Source organism: Nonomuraea longispora (assembly GCF_004348345.1).
In the GTDB taxonomy this organism is placed as follows: Bacteria; Actinomycetota; Actinomycetes; order Streptosporangiales; family Streptosporangiaceae; genus Nonomuraea; species Nonomuraea longispora.
The window spans coordinates 1-15,461 of record NZ_SMJZ01000122.1; the positions used below are offsets into that span (position 1 = coordinate 1).

The 15,461-nt window shown below is 71.6% G+C and carries 12 protein-coding genes and 1 pseudogene; 9 read left to right on the forward strand and 4 right to left on the reverse strand.

Annotated features, from left to right (window positions below):
- The 5 genes and pseudogenes from E1267_RS27595 to E1267_RS27615 all read left to right on the forward strand — a co-directional run.
- Positions 1-323 (forward strand): annotated as a pseudogene (locus E1267_RS27595) (hypothetical protein); the annotation flags it as partial.
- A gap of 21 nt (positions 324-344) precedes the next feature.
- Complete coding sequence (locus E1267_RS27600) at positions 345-1,037, forward strand: DUF2786 domain-containing protein (RefSeq protein ID WP_132336474.1); 693 nt, start codon at positions 345-347, stop codon at positions 1,035-1,037.
- A gap of 120 nt (positions 1,038-1,157) precedes the next feature.
- Complete coding sequence (locus tag E1267_RS27605) at positions 1,158-2,204, forward strand: Ldh family oxidoreductase (protein WP_132336476.1); 1,047 nt, start codon at positions 1,158-1,160, stop codon at positions 2,202-2,204.
- 39 nt (positions 2,205-2,243) lie between these two features.
- On the forward strand, positions 2,244-3,557 hold the full coding sequence (locus tag E1267_RS27610) for an MFS transporter (RefSeq protein ID WP_132336478.1): 1,314 nt from the start codon (positions 2,244-2,246) through the stop codon (positions 3,555-3,557).
- A 9-nt stretch (positions 3,558-3,566) separates the two neighbouring features.
- Positions 3,567-4,331, forward strand: a complete 765-nt coding sequence (locus E1267_RS27615; RefSeq protein ID WP_132336480.1) for an SDR family NAD(P)-dependent oxidoreductase — start codon at positions 3,567-3,569, stop codon at positions 4,329-4,331.
- A 64-nt stretch (positions 4,332-4,395) separates the two neighbouring features.
- Here E1267_RS27615 and pgm read toward each other — a convergent pair whose 3' ends face one another.
- Positions 4,396-6,024, reverse strand: a complete 1,629-nt coding sequence (gene pgm, locus E1267_RS27620; RefSeq protein WP_132336482.1) for a phosphoglucomutase (alpha-D-glucose-1,6-bisphosphate-dependent) — start codon at positions 6,022-6,024, stop codon at positions 4,396-4,398.
- Positions 6,025-6,122: 98 nt separating this feature from the next.
- On the opposite strand from pgm, the gene E1267_RS27625 reads away from it, so the two are divergent.
- From E1267_RS27625 to thrS, 3 genes are all read left to right on the forward strand, one after another.
- A complete protein-coding gene (locus E1267_RS27625; protein ID WP_132336484.1) occupies positions 6,123-7,022 on the forward strand; it encodes an LLM class F420-dependent oxidoreductase in 900 nt (299 codons plus the stop codon).
- A gap of 30 nt (positions 7,023-7,052) precedes the next feature.
- Positions 7,053-7,667: a glycoside hydrolase family 25 protein gene (locus E1267_RS27630; protein ID WP_165959820.1), complete on the forward strand. Its 615-nt coding sequence runs from the start codon at positions 7,053-7,055 to the stop codon at positions 7,665-7,667.
- A 149-nt stretch (positions 7,668-7,816) separates the two neighbouring features.
- Entirely contained in the window at positions 7,817-9,781 is a 1,965-nt protein-coding gene (gene thrS / locus E1267_RS27635; protein ID WP_132336488.1) for a threonine--tRNA ligase, read from the forward strand.
- Between the two features lie 256 nt (positions 9,782-10,037).
- Here the strand turns inward: thrS and E1267_RS27640 are convergent, their stop codons facing one another.
- On the reverse strand, positions 10,038-10,760 hold the full coding sequence (locus tag E1267_RS27640) for a PIG-L deacetylase family protein (RefSeq protein WP_132336490.1): 723 nt from the start codon (positions 10,758-10,760) through the stop codon (positions 10,038-10,040).
- 98 nt (positions 10,761-10,858) lie between these two features.
- Between E1267_RS27640 and E1267_RS27645 the strand changes: the two genes are divergently transcribed.
- Positions 10,859-11,389 carry an HIT family protein gene (locus E1267_RS27645; RefSeq protein WP_246064301.1) on the forward strand — a complete coding sequence of 177 codons (531 nt, stop codon included), beginning with the start codon at positions 10,859-10,861 and terminating at the stop codon, positions 11,387-11,389.
- 28 nt (positions 11,390-11,417) lie between these two features.
- Here E1267_RS27645 and E1267_RS27650 read toward each other — a convergent pair whose 3' ends face one another.
- Both E1267_RS27650 and E1267_RS27655 read right to left on the reverse strand, forming a co-directional pair.
- Positions 11,418-13,505, reverse strand: a complete 2,088-nt coding sequence (locus E1267_RS27650) for a hypothetical protein (RefSeq protein WP_246064302.1) — start codon at positions 13,503-13,505, stop codon at positions 11,418-11,420.
- A 293-nt stretch (positions 13,506-13,798) separates the two neighbouring features.
- Entirely contained in the window at positions 13,799-15,349 is a 1,551-nt protein-coding gene (locus E1267_RS27655; RefSeq protein ID WP_132336496.1) for a glycoside hydrolase family 10-like protein, read from the reverse strand.
- Between the last annotated feature and the right edge of the window lie 112 nt (positions 15,350-15,461).

The following is a 15,461-nucleotide window of genomic DNA, read 5'->3' on the forward strand; positions in this document are numbered from 1 at the left end:
AGCTCGTCGAGGACGAGGACGAGGACGTCGAGGTGCTCGACGCCACCCCGCAGGTGGTCAGCACGGCCGAGAGGGCCGCCCTGATGCGGGCCGCGCGCGAATACTGGGACCGGCAGATCTCCAAGGGCATCGTGCCGCGCACCGTCGACATCGCCCAGGAGATCGGCATCTCGCTGGCCACGGCGCGCGAGTATCGTGCCCTGTGGAAGCTGGAGCCGCAGGCACACGCCCTCATCGAGGCGCTGTACCACCAGCACGGCATCGTCGACACCGGCGCCTTCCCCGCCATCGGGGCCGACGGGAGGGTGCTGACCAAGTCCTGAGGCGTCGTCGGAGGAGCACCGTTGCGGGAGCGCACGCTGGAGCGCGTCAGGAAACTCCTGGCCAAGGCCGAACGCACCGACAACGAGCACGAGCGGGCGACGTTCATGGAGGCCGCGTCCGCGCTCATGGCCAGGCACGGCATCGACGCGCTGCCTCCCGCGGGCACCCGCCAGACGCCCGGCGACCGCGTCGTCTGGCTGCCGAACCCGTGGGCGAGGGAGAAGGCCCGCCTCGTCAGCCTGGTCGCCCAGGCGGTCCGGTGCAGGCCGCTGCTCGTCGGGCGCGGTGAGGGCGGGCAGCGGGTGCACGTGTTCGGGTTCGCCGCCGACCTCGAACGCGCCGACCTGCTGGCCACCTCGCTGCTGCTGCAGATGGCCTCGGGGCTGTCGCGCGTGCGGCCTCCCGAAGGGGTCACGGCCGTGCGGGCCTACCGGCGGTCGTGGTTGCTCGGGTTCACCGACGAGGTGTACCGCCTGCTCTGCGAGGCCGAGTCGCGCGCCGAGGCCGGGTCCTCCGGCACCGGGACGGCGGTCGTGCTGGCCGACCGGAGGGCCGAGGTGGAGCGGGCGGTGGCGGCCCGCTACCCGGACATCCGGATGAGCGTGCCGCGGACCAGCGGCACCGGCTACCGCGACGGGGTCGCCGCCGGCCGCCGCGCGGACATCGGCCGCGCCGGGATGAGCACCGCCACCGCCCCCGAACTCACGCGCTGACATCACCGTGGTTCGGGCAAGCGCTTGGTAGGCCCTTTCCGTAGATCCGTTTGGGCCGGCCCACAGCGGGCATAAGCGCGCACACGGAACGCAGGATCTGCGGAAGCGAGCCAGGTCACCGTGAACGCATCCTCCCGTCTCATCGACGCCGGCCAACTGCGCGATCTCGCCCGCGACCTCCTGACGGCCGCAGGCGTCCCCGCCGGCACGGCGGCGACCGTCTCCGCCTCCCTGGTCGAGGCCGACCTCGCCGGGCACGGCTCGCACGGCGTACGCCGGCTCATGCCGTACGTTGAGAAGATCGAGGCCGGCGTGATCGTGCCGGACGCCCGCCCGGACGTCGTCTCCCGACGCGGCGCGACCGCCGTCGTGTCGGGGCGGCGCGGCTTCGGGCAGGTCGCCGCCGGGCTGGCCACCGCCGAGGCCGCGCGGCTCGCCGCCGCGCACGCCGCCGGCGTGGTGGCCGTCAGGGAGTGCAACCACGTCGGCAGGCTCGGCGAGTACGCCGCGACGCTGGCCGCCCAGGGCCTCGTCGCGCAGGTCGTCGGCAACGCGGACCCGACCGTCGCCCCGTACGGCGGGCACCGCAGGATGCTGGGCACCAACCCCATGGCCTGGGCCGTGCCCCGGGCAGGGGGTGCGGCCGTGGTCATGGACTGGGCGACGGCCGCCATCGCCGAGGGCAAGCTGGGCCTGCTGCTGGCCGGCGGCTCCAGGGCGCCCGAGGGGGTGGTCGTCGATCCCGAGGGCCGCCCGTCCACCGATCCGGCCGACTTCTACCGCGGCGGGGCGCTGCTGCCGTTCGGCGGTCACAAGGGGTACGGCCTGAGTGTCCTCATCGAGCTGGTGGGCGGCCTGCTCACCGGCACCGGCACCGCCTGCTCACCCGAGTACGACGGCACGTTCGGAACCGTGATCACCGCGGTAGACATATCCGCATTCGTCCCCCTGGACGACTATGTCGCCCAGGTCGAATCCTTCTGCGAAGCCCTGCGCGCCTCGGGTCCCGGCGTGATCGTTCCGGGGGAGCCGGAGGCCGAGGCGCGCGCCGCGCGGCTGAAGGAGGGGATTCCCGTGCCCGCACCCGTCTGGGACGAGCTGGGCGTCCTCGCCGCCCGGCTCGGCGTTCCGCGGCCGGAGGCTCCGCGGCCTGTGGCGGGCCGCTGACGCGGCCCGCCACGCCCTGACACCGCCCCTGGAGGTCAGATGTCCGCCACCACACCCGAACTGAAGCGCGTCGTCGCGGGCGCCCTCGTGGGCACCGCCCTGGAGTGGTACGACTTCTTCATCTACGGCACCGCCGCCGCGCTCGTCTTCAACCAGCTCTTCTTCACCGAGGCCGATCCGGCGGCGGGCACGATCGCCGCGTTCGCCACGTTCGGCGTGGGATTCGTGGTCCGGCCGTTCGGCGGCATCCTGTTCGGCCACCTCGGGGACAAGATCGGCCGCCGCTCGACCCTGATCATCACCACCCTGATCATGGGCGTGTCGACCGGGCTCATCGGTCTGCTGCCCACCTACCCGTCGATCGGCGTCTGGGCACCCATCCTGCTCACGCTGCTGCGCGTCTGCCAGGGGCTGGGCGCGGGCGCGGAGTTCGGCGGCGCGGCGACGCTGCTGGCCGAGCACGCCCCACAGGGCAGGCGCGGCTACTACGCCTCCTTCGCGCAGACCGGCGTGCAGATCGGCCTGGTGCTCGGCACCTCGGCCTTCCTGCTCGTGCAGCTGCTCCCGCAGCAGGACATCGTCTCATGGGGCTGGCGGGTGCCGTTCCTCGTGAGCTTCGCGCTGATCGGGGTGGCGCTGTACGTGCGGCTGCGGGTGGCCGAGTCACCGGTGTTCCGCGAGATGGAACGGACCCGCGAGATCGTCAGGCTGCCGATCAGGGACGCGGTCGCCCGCTACCCGCGCAACTTCCTCGTCGGCGTCGGGGCCCACATCTGCGACACGGCCGTGGTCTACACGCTGGCCACGTTCAGCGTCGCGTACGCCACCAGCCGGCTCGGCCTGGACAGCCACACGGCGCTGCTGGGGGTGATCTTCTTCGGGTTGACCGTCATCGTGCTGCAGCCGGTCTACGGCCATCTCTCGGACAGGGTGGGGCGTCGCCCGCTCAACCTGTTCAGCGTGGTGTTCGTCGCTGTGTTCGCCTTCCCGTACTTCCTGGTGGTCGACACCGGCCTGCCCTGGCTCGTGTGGCTGGCCATGATGGTCATGGGGGCGTTCGGGTTCGCGCCGCAGGTCGCGGTGCAGCCCGTGTTCTACGCCGAGCTGTTCGGGGCGCGGGTGCGCTACACCGGGTTCGCGGCCTCGCGGGAGCTGGGCGCCGCGGTCGCCGGCTTCTCGCCGCTGATCGGCGCCGCGCTCGCGGCGCAGCTGGGCGGGGCGCCGTGGCTGGTCGCGGCGTTCCTCATCGGGACCGCGGTGATCTCGTTCGTGGCCTTCTACGCCTCGCGCGAGAGCAAGGACATGGACATCACCGCTTTCGACCCGATGCACAGGCGACTGGTCGAGGAGTGAAGGAGCGTCATGGACATCAACGGCAGCGTCGCCGTGATCACCGGCGGCGGCACCGGCATCGGGGCCGCCGTGGCGGAGAGCCTCGCCAGGAAGGGCGCGGCGGCCGTGATCGTCAACTATTCGCGTTCGGCGGCGGAGGCCGAGGCCACGGTCGCCCGTCTGGAGCGGCTGGGCTGCAAGGCCGAGGCGATGGCCGCCGACGTGTGCGACGACGCCGCCGTACGCCGCATGGCCGCGCGCGTACGCGCCGCCCACGGCAGGGTCGACGCGCTGGTGTGCAACGCCGGCACGACCAGGTGGGTGCCCTTCCCCGACCTGGACGGGCTCACCGCCGAGGTGTGGCAGCAGGTCATGGGCGTCAATCTGATGGGCCCCTTCTACTGCGCCCGCGCCTTCGCCCCCGATCTGCGGGCCGCGCGGGGCGCGATCGTCAACGTCGCCTCCATCGCCGGCCTCCTCGCCACGGGCTCCTCCATCGCGTACGGGGTGAGCAAGGCCGCCCTGATCCAGCTCACCCGTGATCTGGCGGTGGCGCTCGGACCCGAGATCAGGGTGAACGCCGTCGCGCCCGGCATCGTGGCGACCCGATGGCACATCGACAGGCTGGGGGAGCAGGTGTTCTCCGAGATGGCGGCGCGCGAGGAGGCGAAGGCGCCGCTGAAACGCACGGCACGACCCGAGGACGTCGCCCAGATGATCGTCGCGTTGCTGGAGTCGGAGCTGGTCACCGGCGAGATCCTCGTCGGCGACGGCGGCCGGCACCTGACCTACTGACGCGGCGGGCCGCCATGATCCCCCGGCACGGCGGCCAGGGGGCCGTGGTGGCGCGCCCGCGGGATCAGCCGAGAGCCGACGTCACCAGGGAGCGGGCCTCCTCCTGGACCTTGGCCAGATGGTCGGGTCCGCGGAAGGACTCGGCGTAGATCTTGTAGACGTCCTCCGTGCCGGACGGGCGGGCCGCGAACCAGGCGCTCTCCGTCGCCACCTTCACCCCGCCGAGCGCCGCGCCGTTGCCGGGCGCCGACGTCCGCACCGACGTGACCTGCTCGCCCGCCAGCGACGTGGCCGTCACCTGCTCGGCGGAGAGCCTGCCGAGCACGGCCTTCTCCTCGCGCGTCGCGGGAGCGTCCACGCGGGCGTACGCGGGCTCGCCGAACCGCGCGACCAGCTCCCTGTAGTGCTCGCTCGGCGACCGGCCGGTGACGGCGAGGATCTCGGAGGCCAGCAGCGCCAGGATGAGGCCGTCCTTGTCGGTGGACCAGACGGAGCCGTCGCGCCGCAGGAACGACGCCCCCGCGCTCTCCTCGCCGCCGAACCCCAGCGACCCGTCGAGCAGGCCGGGCACGAACCACTTGAAGCCGACCGGCACCTCGTAGAGCCGCCGCCCCAGGTCGTGCGCGACGCGGTCGATGACGCCGCTGCTGACCATGGTCTTGCCGACCCCGGCGCCGGCGGGCCAGCCGTCGCGGTGGGCGTAGAGGTAGGAGATCGCGACGGCGAGGTAGTGGTTGGGGTTCATGAGGCCGTCGGGCGTGACGATGCCGTGCCGGTCGGCGTCGGCGTCGTTGCCGGTGGAGATGTCGTACTTCTCCCGGTTGGCGATCAGCGACGCCATCGCGTGCGGCGACGAGCAGTCCATCCTGATCTTGCCGTCCCAGTCGAGCGTCATGAACCGCCACGTCGGATCGACCAGCGGGTTGATCACCGTCAGGTCGAGGCGGTGCCGCTCGGCGATCTCTCCCCAGTAGGCCACGCTCGCCCCGCCCAGGGGGTCGGCCCCGATGCGCACCCCGGCCGCCCTGATCGCGTCGAGGTCGAGTACGGACGGCAGGTCGTCGACGTACGAACCGAGGAAGTCGTAACGCCGCGCCACGTCCAGCGCCCTGGAGTAGGGGATGCGCCGCACGCCCTCCATCCCCGAGGCGAGCAGCCGGTTGGCGCGGTCCTGGATCCACCTGGTGGCGTCGGTGTCGGCGGGACCGCCGTGCGGCGGGTTGTACTTGAACCCTCCGTCGCCCGGCGGGTTGTGCGACGGCGTGATCACCACGCCGTCGGCGAGCCCCGACGTGCGCCCCCGGTTGTGCCGCAGGATGGCGTGCGAGACCGCGGGGGTCGGCGTGTAGCCGTCGCGCGTGTCGATCAGCACCGCGACGTCGTTGGCCGCCAGCACCTCCAGCGCCGACACCCGCGCGGGCTCCGACAGCGCGTGCGTGTCGACGCCGAGGAACAACGGCCCGTCCGTGCCCTGCGCGCGCCGGTATTCGCAGATGGCCTGACTCGTCGCGACGATGTGGTCCTCGTTGAACGCCGTGTCGAACGCCGAGCCCCGGTGCCCCGAGGTGCCGAACGCCACCCGCTGCTCCACCTCGTCAGGGTCGGGGTGGAGGGCGTAGTAGGACGTCACCAGCCGGGCGACGTCGACGAGGTCGGCTGGCCGAGCGGGCTTTCCCGCGCGTTCGTGCGTCATGCTCGCCACTTTACAAACGTCGTCCGGCACGGCGGCTGCCCCGCACCGGGGGTGTGGGGATACATTCGCTTCAGTTACCAGAACGGAGTTCTGTTCTTATGCGATACGGCTTCTTCCTGTCCGAGCGAAACGTGGACGACCCCATCGGCGACCTGCGCGACCAGATCGCCGGTGCGGAGCGGGACGGCTTCACCTCGGCCTGGCTGTCCAACATCTTCGGCCTCGACGCCCTCACAGCCCTCGCCGTCGCCGGCAGCCAGGTGCCCGGCATCGAACTGGGCACCGCCGTCGTGCCGACCTACCCGCGTCACCCGGCCGCGCTCGCCCAGCAGGCCATGACCGTCAACGCCGCGCTCGGCGGGCGCCTCGCCCTCGGCGTCGGGCTGTCGCACAAGGTCGTCATCGAGGACATGTACGGCTACAGCTTCGACCGGCCGGGCCGCCACATGAAGGAATACCTCGACATCCTGATCCCGGCCAGCCGGGGCGAGCACGTCTCGTACGCGGGCGAGACGCTCAAGGCCGACATCCGGCTCAGCACCCCGGGCGCCGGGTTCCCCGTGCTGGTCGCCGCGCTCGGCCCCCGCATGCTCAGACTCGCCGGCACCGTGGCCGACGGCACCGCACTCTGGATGACCGGACCCAGGACCGTCGCCGAGCACATCGCGCCCACCATCAGGGCGGCCGCCGCCGAGGAGGGCCGCGAGCCGCCCAGGATCGTGTGCGCGCTGCCGATCTGCGTGACCGACGACCCCGCCGCCGCGGTGGCGCGCGCCAACGAGATCTTCGAGACGTACGGGCGGCTTCCGTCCTACCGTGCGATGCTCGACAGGGAGGGCGTGGCCGGTCCGGGCGAGGTGGCGATCGTCGGCGACGAGGACACCGTGCTGGCCAAGCTCGACGAGCTCAAGGAGGCCGGGGTGACCGATTTCGTGGGCTCCGCGTACTCCGGCCGGGAACGTACCCTGAACCTTCTGATCGGCGCGGCGAAGGGCTGATCAGGAGACATCTCAATAAACTCCGACAAGGTGAAGCGCTTGCTCCTGGGCATAGATGTGTCGAACTGGCAGGGCACCGTCGACTGGGCCGGCCACGCGGAGACCGGCGTGTCCTTCGCCTTCGCCAAGACCACCGAGGGCGGTGACTACGTCGACAAGTGGTTCGCGCGCAACTGGAACGGCATGCGGGAAAGCTGGATGGTCTGCGGCGCGTACCACTTCGCCCGGCCCAAGGGCGACCCCATCGAGCAGGCGCGGCACTTCCTGCGCACGATCGAGAAGGCGGGCGGGCTGCGCCGCGGCGATCTCGTCGCGCTCGACCTCGAGACCAACGACGGAGCGCGCCCCGAGCGCGTGGCCCGCTTCGCGCGCCGCTGGTGCCACCACGTCGAGCGGCACGGCGGCGTGCGGCCGTTCATCTACACCTTCCACGCCTTCGCCAACGGCGGGCACTGCGCGGGCCTGGCCGAATATCCGCTGTGGATCGCGAGCCCGGCCAAGCCACGCGGCCGACCCGACGTGCCGCGCCCCTGGAACGACTGGACCATCCACCAGTACTCCAACAGCCCGATCGACCGCAACGTCTTCCACGGCACCCGCAAGGAGCTGACGAAACTGGGCTACCGCCCGAGCCGGCGGCGCTGATCCGCCGGCCGGAGATCGCGCGGGCGCGGGCCGTGGGCGCGGGCCGTCGGCGCGGTGTCCGGGGACGCTTTTCACCCGCGATAGCATCGGTGTCCACCATCGAACCAGCCTCGGTGCCGGGCATCGAGCGCGATCCCTGAGGAGACACCGTGTCAGCCGAGCTACGCATCACCCTCGCCGGAGCCGAGCGTGTGGTCGCGGCCGGCACGACGGCCGGGCAGGCCCTCGAGGCCGACGGCCGCACGGTCGTCGCCGCCCGGGTCAACGGCCAGGCGTGCGACCTGGCCCACCCGCTGGAGCAGGGCGACGTGGTCGAGCCGATCGAGATCTCCAGCGAGGAGGGCCGGGCGATCGTCCGCCACTCCACCGCCCACGTCATGGCGCAGGCGGTGCAGGAGCTCTTCCCCGAGGCCAAGCTGGGCATCGGCCCGCCCGTCGACAACGGCTTCTACTACGACTTCGACGTCGAGCGGGCGTTCCAGCCCGACGATCTCAAGCGCATCGAGAAGCGGATGCGCGAGATCGTCAAGCAGGGTCAGCTGTTCTCCCGCCGGGCCGTCTCCGACGACGAGGCGCGCGAGGAACTCGCCGGTGAGCCGTACAAACTGGAGCTGATCGGGCTCAAGGGGGGCGCCGAGGACGAAGAGTCGGTCGAGGTGGGCGCCGGGCAGCTCACCATCTACGACAACCTCGACCCCAAGACCGGCGAGCTGACGTGGAAAGACCTGTGCCGCGGCCCTCACGTGCCGTCCACCCGGTCCATCCCCGCCTTCAAGCTGATGCGCTCCGGCGGCGCCTACTGGCGGGGCAGCGAGAACAACCCGCAGCTCCAGCGCATCTACGGCACCGCGTGGGAGTCCCGCGACAAGCAGGACGCCTATCTCAAGCTGCTGGAGGAGGCCGAGAAGCGCGACCACCGCAGGCTCGGCGCCGAGCTCGACCTGTTCAGCTTCCCGCCCGAGCTGGGCAGCGGCCTGCCGGTCTTCCATCCCAAGGGCGGGATCATCCGCAAGGAGATGGAAGACTACATGCGCCGGCGGCAGGGCGAGGCCGGCTACGAGTTCGTCAACACCCCGCACATCACCAAGTCGACGCTGTTCGAGACCTCCGGCCACCTGCCGTGGTATGCCGACGACATGTTCCCGCCCTTCGAGCTGGAGGGCATCGAATACCGCGTCAAGCCGATGAACTGCCCGATGCACAACCTGATCTTCCGGGCGCGCGGCCGCTCCTACCGCGAGCTGCCGCTGCGGTTGTGCGAGTTCGGCTCGGTCTACCGCTACGAGAAGTCGGGCGTGGTCCACGGCCTGACCCGGGTGCGCGGCATGACGCAGGACGACTCCCACATCTACTGCACCCGCGAGCAGATGGCCGGCGAGATCAAGAGCCTGCTCACCTTCGTGCTCAGCGTCCTGCGCGACTTCGGCCTGTCGGAGTTCTACCTGGAGCTGTCCACCCGCGACGACTCCGACAAGTTCATCGGCGACCCCGCCGACTGGGCCGAGGCGACCGAGGCGCTGCGCCAGACGGCCGAGGAGTCGGGCCTCGAACTGGTCGACGACCCGGGCGGCGCGGCCTTCTACGGCCCGAAGATCTCGGTGCAGGCCAAGGACGCGATCGGCCGCACCTGGCAGCTGTCCACCATCCAGCTCGACCTCAACCAGCCCCAGCGCTTCGAGCTCGAATACCAGGCCGCCGACGGCAGCCGCCAGACGCCCGTCATGATCCACCGGGCGCTGTTCGGCTCGATCGAACGTTTCCTCGGCGTCCTCACCGAGCACTACGCCGGCGCGTTCCCGCCCTGGCTGGCCCCGGTCCAGGCGGTCGGCATCCCGATCGCCGACGCCCACGTGCCCTACCTCCAGGACGTCGCCAAGCGGCTCAAGGAGCGCGGCATCAGGGTCGAGGTCGACGCGTCCGACGACCGCATGCAGAAGAAGATCCGCAACGCGCAGAAGGCCAAGATCCCCTACATGCTGCTGGCCGGCGACGAGGACATCGCGAGCGGCGCGGTGTCGTTCCGCTACCGCAGCGGCGAGCAGAAGAACGGCGTCCCGATCGACGAGGCGGTCGCCGAGATCGTCGGCGCGGTGGAGCGCCGGATCCAGGTCTGACCCCTGCTGTGCCGCGTGGCGGCCGCCGCACCCGGGCGGCCGCCACGCGGCCATCTCCACCCACATTCCGCCACCGGGACCGTGAGTTCGGCCCGGCCGCCCACCACGGCACCGGGACCGCCACGGGCTGCCGATGAGCGGCCACGAAGTCGTGCGGTCGCGAGGCTCACCGTGGCCAGGATGCCGGCGCTGCGACCTCACCCTGTCGTGGAGCGCCGGCACAGCCAGGCAGGGGTGAGGCGCGGTCACCGGTGGGTCAGCGGGGGAAGAGGCGGAAGGCGACGGCGGGACGGCCACCGAAGCGCTCGGCCGTCTCCCTGGCGAAGCCTTCGATCAGGTTACGAGCGTAGGCCTCGGGGTCTTCGGTGGTGAGGGCCTCGATGTACGCACGGTGCTCCATGAGCGAGCGCACCCCGCGTTCCAGGCTGGTCGTGACGTCCACGGCGTGCGTGGGGGAGCCGGACCCGGCTATGGCGACCCAGCGGACGCCGTCCCAGGGCTCGGCCTCCGTGTCAGGAAAAATCCATCGATTTCCCGCGTCACCGGCCGCGTCGAGCACGGCCCGGCCCACCGCGCGATGGTCGGGCGTGTTCCAGTACGTGCCGTTCCAGGTGTCGTCAGGGTTCAGCGTGATCACGAGCTCCGGGCGGTGCCTGCGGATCGCGGCGGCGAGATCCCTCCTGAGCGCCGTGCCGTACTCGATCACCCCGTCGGCGTGGCCGAGGAACTCCACGCTCGTCACTCCGGCGACGGCCGCGCTGGCCCGCTGCTCACGCTCGCGTACGGCGGCGGACTTGACGGGTTCGAGCGTGTCGATGCCCGCCTCGCCTTTCGTGGCGAGCACGTACGAGACTTCGCGCCCCGCGTCGGTCCAGGCCGCCACGGCCGAGGCGCAGCCGTATTCCAGGTCGTCGGGGTGGGCCACGATGGCCAGGGCCCGCTGCCAGTCTTCGGGCATGGGTTCGAGCTGAGAGGTCATGGGTGACATCCTTACAGGCATGCCTCCGGTCCGCGCGGGCGCGGCGGGGCTCGTCCCGGACGAGCGGCGTGCGGGCCCGTGGTCCTATGCTGCTAGGTATGCACGATCAGGCAGGGGCAGGGTCGCCCGACAACTTCGAGCGTCTGTGGACCCCGCATCGTATGGCCTACATCAAGGGCGAGAACAAACCGACGAGCACCGGCCCCGGTGACGGGTGCCCGTTCGACGCGATCCCCAAGATGAGCGACGAGGAGGGCCTGATCGTCGCCAGAGGCGAGACCGTCTACGCGGTGCTCAACCTCTATCCGTACAATTCGGGGCATCTGATGGTGGTGCCCTACCGGCACGTCGCCGACTACGCGGAGTTGCAGCCCGCCGAGCTGGTGGAGCTGGGGCAGTTCACCCAGAAGTCGCTGGGGGTGCTGCGCAAGGCCAGCGGCGCCCAGGGCTTCAACGTCGGCATGAACCTCGGTCAGGTCGCCGGCGCCGGCATCGCCGCGCACCTGCACCAGCACGTGGTGCCCCGGTGGGGCGGCGACACCAACTTCATGCCGGTCGTCGGGCAGACCAAGGTGCTTCCCCAGCTGTTGCGCGACACCCGGCAGTTGCTCGCCGACGCCTGGACCTGAGCCGCCGCCGTGACCCCGGCGCCGGGGCTCATCGTCGCGCGCTCGCCAGCTCTCCGAGGGCGCCTCCGGCGGACGCGGGCGCGCGCAGCACGCCGATGCCGGTGGCCAGCAGCAGCGGCACGGCCAGCGCCAGCGCCATGGACAGCACGGCCGCGCCGGAGTCGTTGACGAGCATGCCGAGCACGCCGCTGACCAGCGTGCCGATCAGCCCGGCGCGCAGCGCGGGGGAGTGCTCGAACGCGGCCGGCACCACGCCGGCCGAGGCCTGCTCGGGCCGCAGGATCGCGTAGACGAGGAAGGCGGCCGCGGCGATCACGATCGGCATGAGGTTGGGACTGAGCAGGGTGCCCAGCATGGCCTGCAGCTTGCGGAAGATGACGTCGAACGCCTCGCCGGTCAGCACCTGGCCGACGAAACGGCCCAGATGGGTCTGCTCGTCCGGCGGCCGCAGGTAGTTGAGCCAGGCGAACGTCATCACGATCACTCCGCCCGCCACGCAGAAGACGGCCAGCTTCACCAGCGAGACGCGCTTGCCCGTCAGGACGAGCGCGGTCACCGCGATGCCCGGCACGAACGCGATCACGCCGCCGAAGTCGCTGCCCATGCCCGAGCCACCGAGCACCATGGTGAACGTGCCGAGCACCACGATCGCGGCCACGCCCGCCCTGCCCGGCCAGCGGTGCGCGATGACCGCGGCGGTCAGCAGCGTGCCGGTCGCCAGCAGCGCGAACGGGATGTTGCCGAGCCCGTAGTAGCGGGCGCCGACGTCGGCGCTGTAGCCCATGACGCTGTTGACCTGCAGGGTCGTTCCGGTCAGCAGGTCGCCGACGAGGGTCAGGGCCGTCGCGCCGGCCACGACCGCGAGCGGGCCGAGCGGCGCGCGGCGCCACGGCCCCGCGAACGCCAGCGCGGTGAGCGCCGCCGTCCACCCCAGCACCCCGGCCACCATCTGCGGCATGCTCGACCACGGCAGCAGGTTGACCAGGAAGCTGGCGGCCGGCACGGCGGCCAGGGCGGTGCCCGCGACGCGGACGGGGAGCAGGCCCTTGCGGCGGCGCAGCAGCAGGAACGCGATTCCGTAGAACAGCACCTGCAACACCGCCATGACCGTGAAGTAGCCGCCCTTCACCGCGCGGATGGTCTGCGCCTCGGCGTCGGCGTCACGCAGCCGGTCGAGCGTCACCCCCTGGCCGCCGACCTGGAGCGGCCCGCCCACGACCGCGGGAGGCACGGGCACGCCCAGCTTGGTCAGCACGGTGGCGGTCAGGTCGGGCGTGATGGACAGGTCCTCGCGGCGGGTGGAGGTCGCGCCGAGCAGGCGGCCCGCCGCGCCGGGCTCGCGCAGCGCCGTCACCCGCAGGTGCGGCACGGAGCCGTGGTCGGACAGCCCCGCGAGCACCACCGTGGTGTCCGCGGGCAGGACCGACAGCAGCGCGCCCGCCTTGGCGTCGGCCAGGCGCAGCGCGTCGCGGCGCTCGGCGGCGCTGAGCCGGTCGGGCTCCCTGGGCAGTTGCCCGTCCGTGAGGTAGGGGAGGACGAGGTCGTCCACGTCCATGGCGACCATCCGGCACTTCTCCAGGTCGGCGGTCGTCACCTGGAGCGGTGAGGCGTGGTAGTGCCGCACCGCGCCCTGCCGGTCGGCCAGCCCGAGGGCGGCGCCGGGGCCGATGGCGATCGAGCACTGGCCCGCGGCCTTCAGCGACTCGCCGAGGACGCCGGCGTTGCGCTGGCCGGCCACGTCGATGAGGTAGCGGTAGTGCGGGATGACGGCGCCCGTGCCCTGCTGCTCGGGCGCGGGAGGCGAGCCGCAGCGGTAGCCCACGGCCGACCTGGTGCCCGCCGAGACGGTCAGCCACGCGTCGTAGGGGCAGGTCACCGTGCCGACCGTGCGGATCGACATGGAGCCGAGCGCGCTCGCCCTGGCCAGCTCCCACAGGTTGGGCGTGTCGGCCTGGCTGAGGTCGTTCCAGTGCAGACCGGAGACGCCGATGAGCGCCACCCGGCCGTCGCCCTCGTCGGCCCGTGCCGCCCCGGTGAGCAGCCCCAGACCGGCCAGCACCTGAACGGCCAGCACCTGAACGGCCAGCACGGCCAGCATGACTAGCGCGCGCCTCACCGAGATCCTCCCGTCATCGATATGTTCCGTGGCACGGCGGAAGCAGCTCTCGTCCCGGGGCCACCGGACCCGACTACCCTCTCACGCGGCGGGTGCGGTCGGTGCGTTCCTGGCCGCCCGCGCGGCCGATCCTGCCCTCCTTTCGCCTTCCGCGTACCGGGGCCTCGCACAACCGGGTGCGACGCTCACCGTCCCCTTCCCCCTCAGGGCGCGAACTCCCACGTTCAGCACGCATGAGGGCCCGCCGCGACGCCGCGCGGCGGGCCCTCATGCCTTGTGTACGGGAACCGGCCTCAGCCGGCCTTCACCTCGACGGCAGCGCTCTCGTTGTAGAGCCGGTCGAGGGAGGTGACCAGGTAGGTGCCGTCCTTGGCCGCGTACGACGGTTGCGAGACGACGGCGACGAGGTCGCGGGCGTCGCTGGTGTGGCAGTCCTTGCCCGACTTGGGCAGCCGGTAGACGGCGTAGGCTCGGGCGCCCTCGGAAGCTGTCCACGACAACGTGCCGCCGGAGGCCTTGGCGCCGGAGGGCGGGGCGGGAGCCTGGCCGCCGCGCTCCTTCATCAGGGGCGGCAGCGCCGGGCGGCCGTAGCGGGAGCCGGCCAGGCGGTCGACCGAGCCGAGCGGGTCGCTCACGAGCTGCTTGGCGCTGAAGTAGACCGAGCCGTCGACCTGCTTGAGCTTGCGGTTGACGCCCACCTGCGCGGCCAGCTCTCCCGGCTTCTTCCACGCCTTGTCGTCGTCGGCGCCGACGCGGTAGAGGCCGTGACCGATGTAGAGCTGCACGTCGGTGCCCTTGACCTCGCGGGCCCACCAGCGCGCGAGCGTGGTGTAGTCGGCCAGCCGGTGCCCGCGCGGCCAGTAGAGCTGCGGCAGCACGTAGTCGACGGTGCCGGACTTGATCCAGGCCCGCGCGTCGGCGTAGATCGAGTCGTACGCCGACATCCCCGACGTCTTGGAGCCGCTCGGGTCGTTGGAGGTGTTGCGCCAGATGCCGAACGGGCTGATGCCGAACTTCACGTGGTTCTTCGTGTCGTGGACGGCCTTGTCGACCTCGGCGACCAGCGTGTTGACGTTGTCGCGCCGCCAGTCGGCGAGCTTCTTGCCCTTGCCGTGCTTCCTGAACGCCGCGCTGTCGTCGAACTTCGCGCCCGCCACCGGATAGGGGTAGAAGTAGTCGTCGAAGTGCACGCCGTCGAGGTCGTAGCGGCTGACGACGTCGGTGATGACCTTGGTCACGTGGCGGCGCACGGCGGGCAGACCGGGATTGTAGTAGAGGCGGCCGCCGTATTTCACGGTCCAGCCCGGGTGCTTGCGCGCGGGATGGGCCGCGGGCAGCTTGGCGGTGCTGTCGCCGTAGGAGGCGCGGTAGGGGTTGAACCAGGCGTGGAACTCCATGCCGCGCTTGTGCGCCTCGTCGATGAGGAACGGCAGCGGGTCCCAGCCGGGGTCCTTGCCCGCCGTGCCGGTGAGATATTGCGACCACGGCTCGAGCGACGACTTGTAGAGCGCGTCGGAGGCGGGCCGGACCTGGACGAAGACGGCGTTGAGGTGGCGCCGGGCGGCGTTGTCCAGGATCTTGACGTATTCCGCCCGCTGCCTGGCGGGGCTCAGCCCGGCCTTGGACGGCCAGTCGATGTTCTGGGTCGTGGCGATCCACACCCCGCGCAGCTCGCGCTTGGGATGGCGGGCGTCGGCCTTGCACGCCGCCGCGGGGGCGGCCATGGCCGTCTTCGTCCGGCTCGCTGCGGGGCTCTCTCCGGCTCCGGGGCCGAACACGTAGGCGGCGGCCGTGGTGGCGACGGCGAGCGTGGCAGCGGCTAGGAGTGGGCGTCCAGTTCGCATAGTGCCCACCAGTCTGGCAGTCGCCCCGGCATGCTCGGGACCAAAAAAAGAAATGTACTCGTGATGCTTCTGTGATTAATGGGTAGGGATGGGCCGGAAGGGACAAAGCCCT

What these genes read in the sequence shown, in the direction of transcription:
- E1267_RS27640 (WP_132336490.1), bottom strand. Translation starts at nt 10,760, where the DNA reads ATGACCTCTCAGCTCGAACCCATGCCCGAAGACTGGCAGCGGGCCCTG.
- E1267_RS27625 (WP_132336484.1), top strand. Translation starts at nt 6,123, where the DNA reads ATGCGATACGGCTTCTTCCTGTCCGAGCGAAACGTGGACGACCCCATC.
- E1267_RS27655 (WP_132336496.1), bottom strand. Translation starts at nt 15,349, where the DNA reads ATGCGAACTGGACGCCCACTCCTAGCCGCTGCCACGCTCGCCGTCGCC.
- E1267_RS27610 (WP_132336478.1), top strand. Translation starts at nt 2,244, where the DNA reads ATGTCCGCCACCACACCCGAACTGAAGCGCGTCGTCGCGGGCGCCCTC.
- E1267_RS27615 (WP_132336480.1), top strand. Translation starts at nt 3,567, where the DNA reads ATGGACATCAACGGCAGCGTCGCCGTGATCACCGGCGGCGGCACCGGC.
- pgm (WP_132336482.1), bottom strand. Translation starts at nt 6,024, where the DNA reads ATGACGCACGAACGCGCGGGAAAGCCCGCTCGGCCAGCCGACCTCGTC.
- E1267_RS27645 (WP_246064301.1), top strand. Translation starts at nt 10,859, where the DNA reads ATGCACGATCAGGCAGGGGCAGGGTCGCCCGACAACTTCGAGCGTCTG.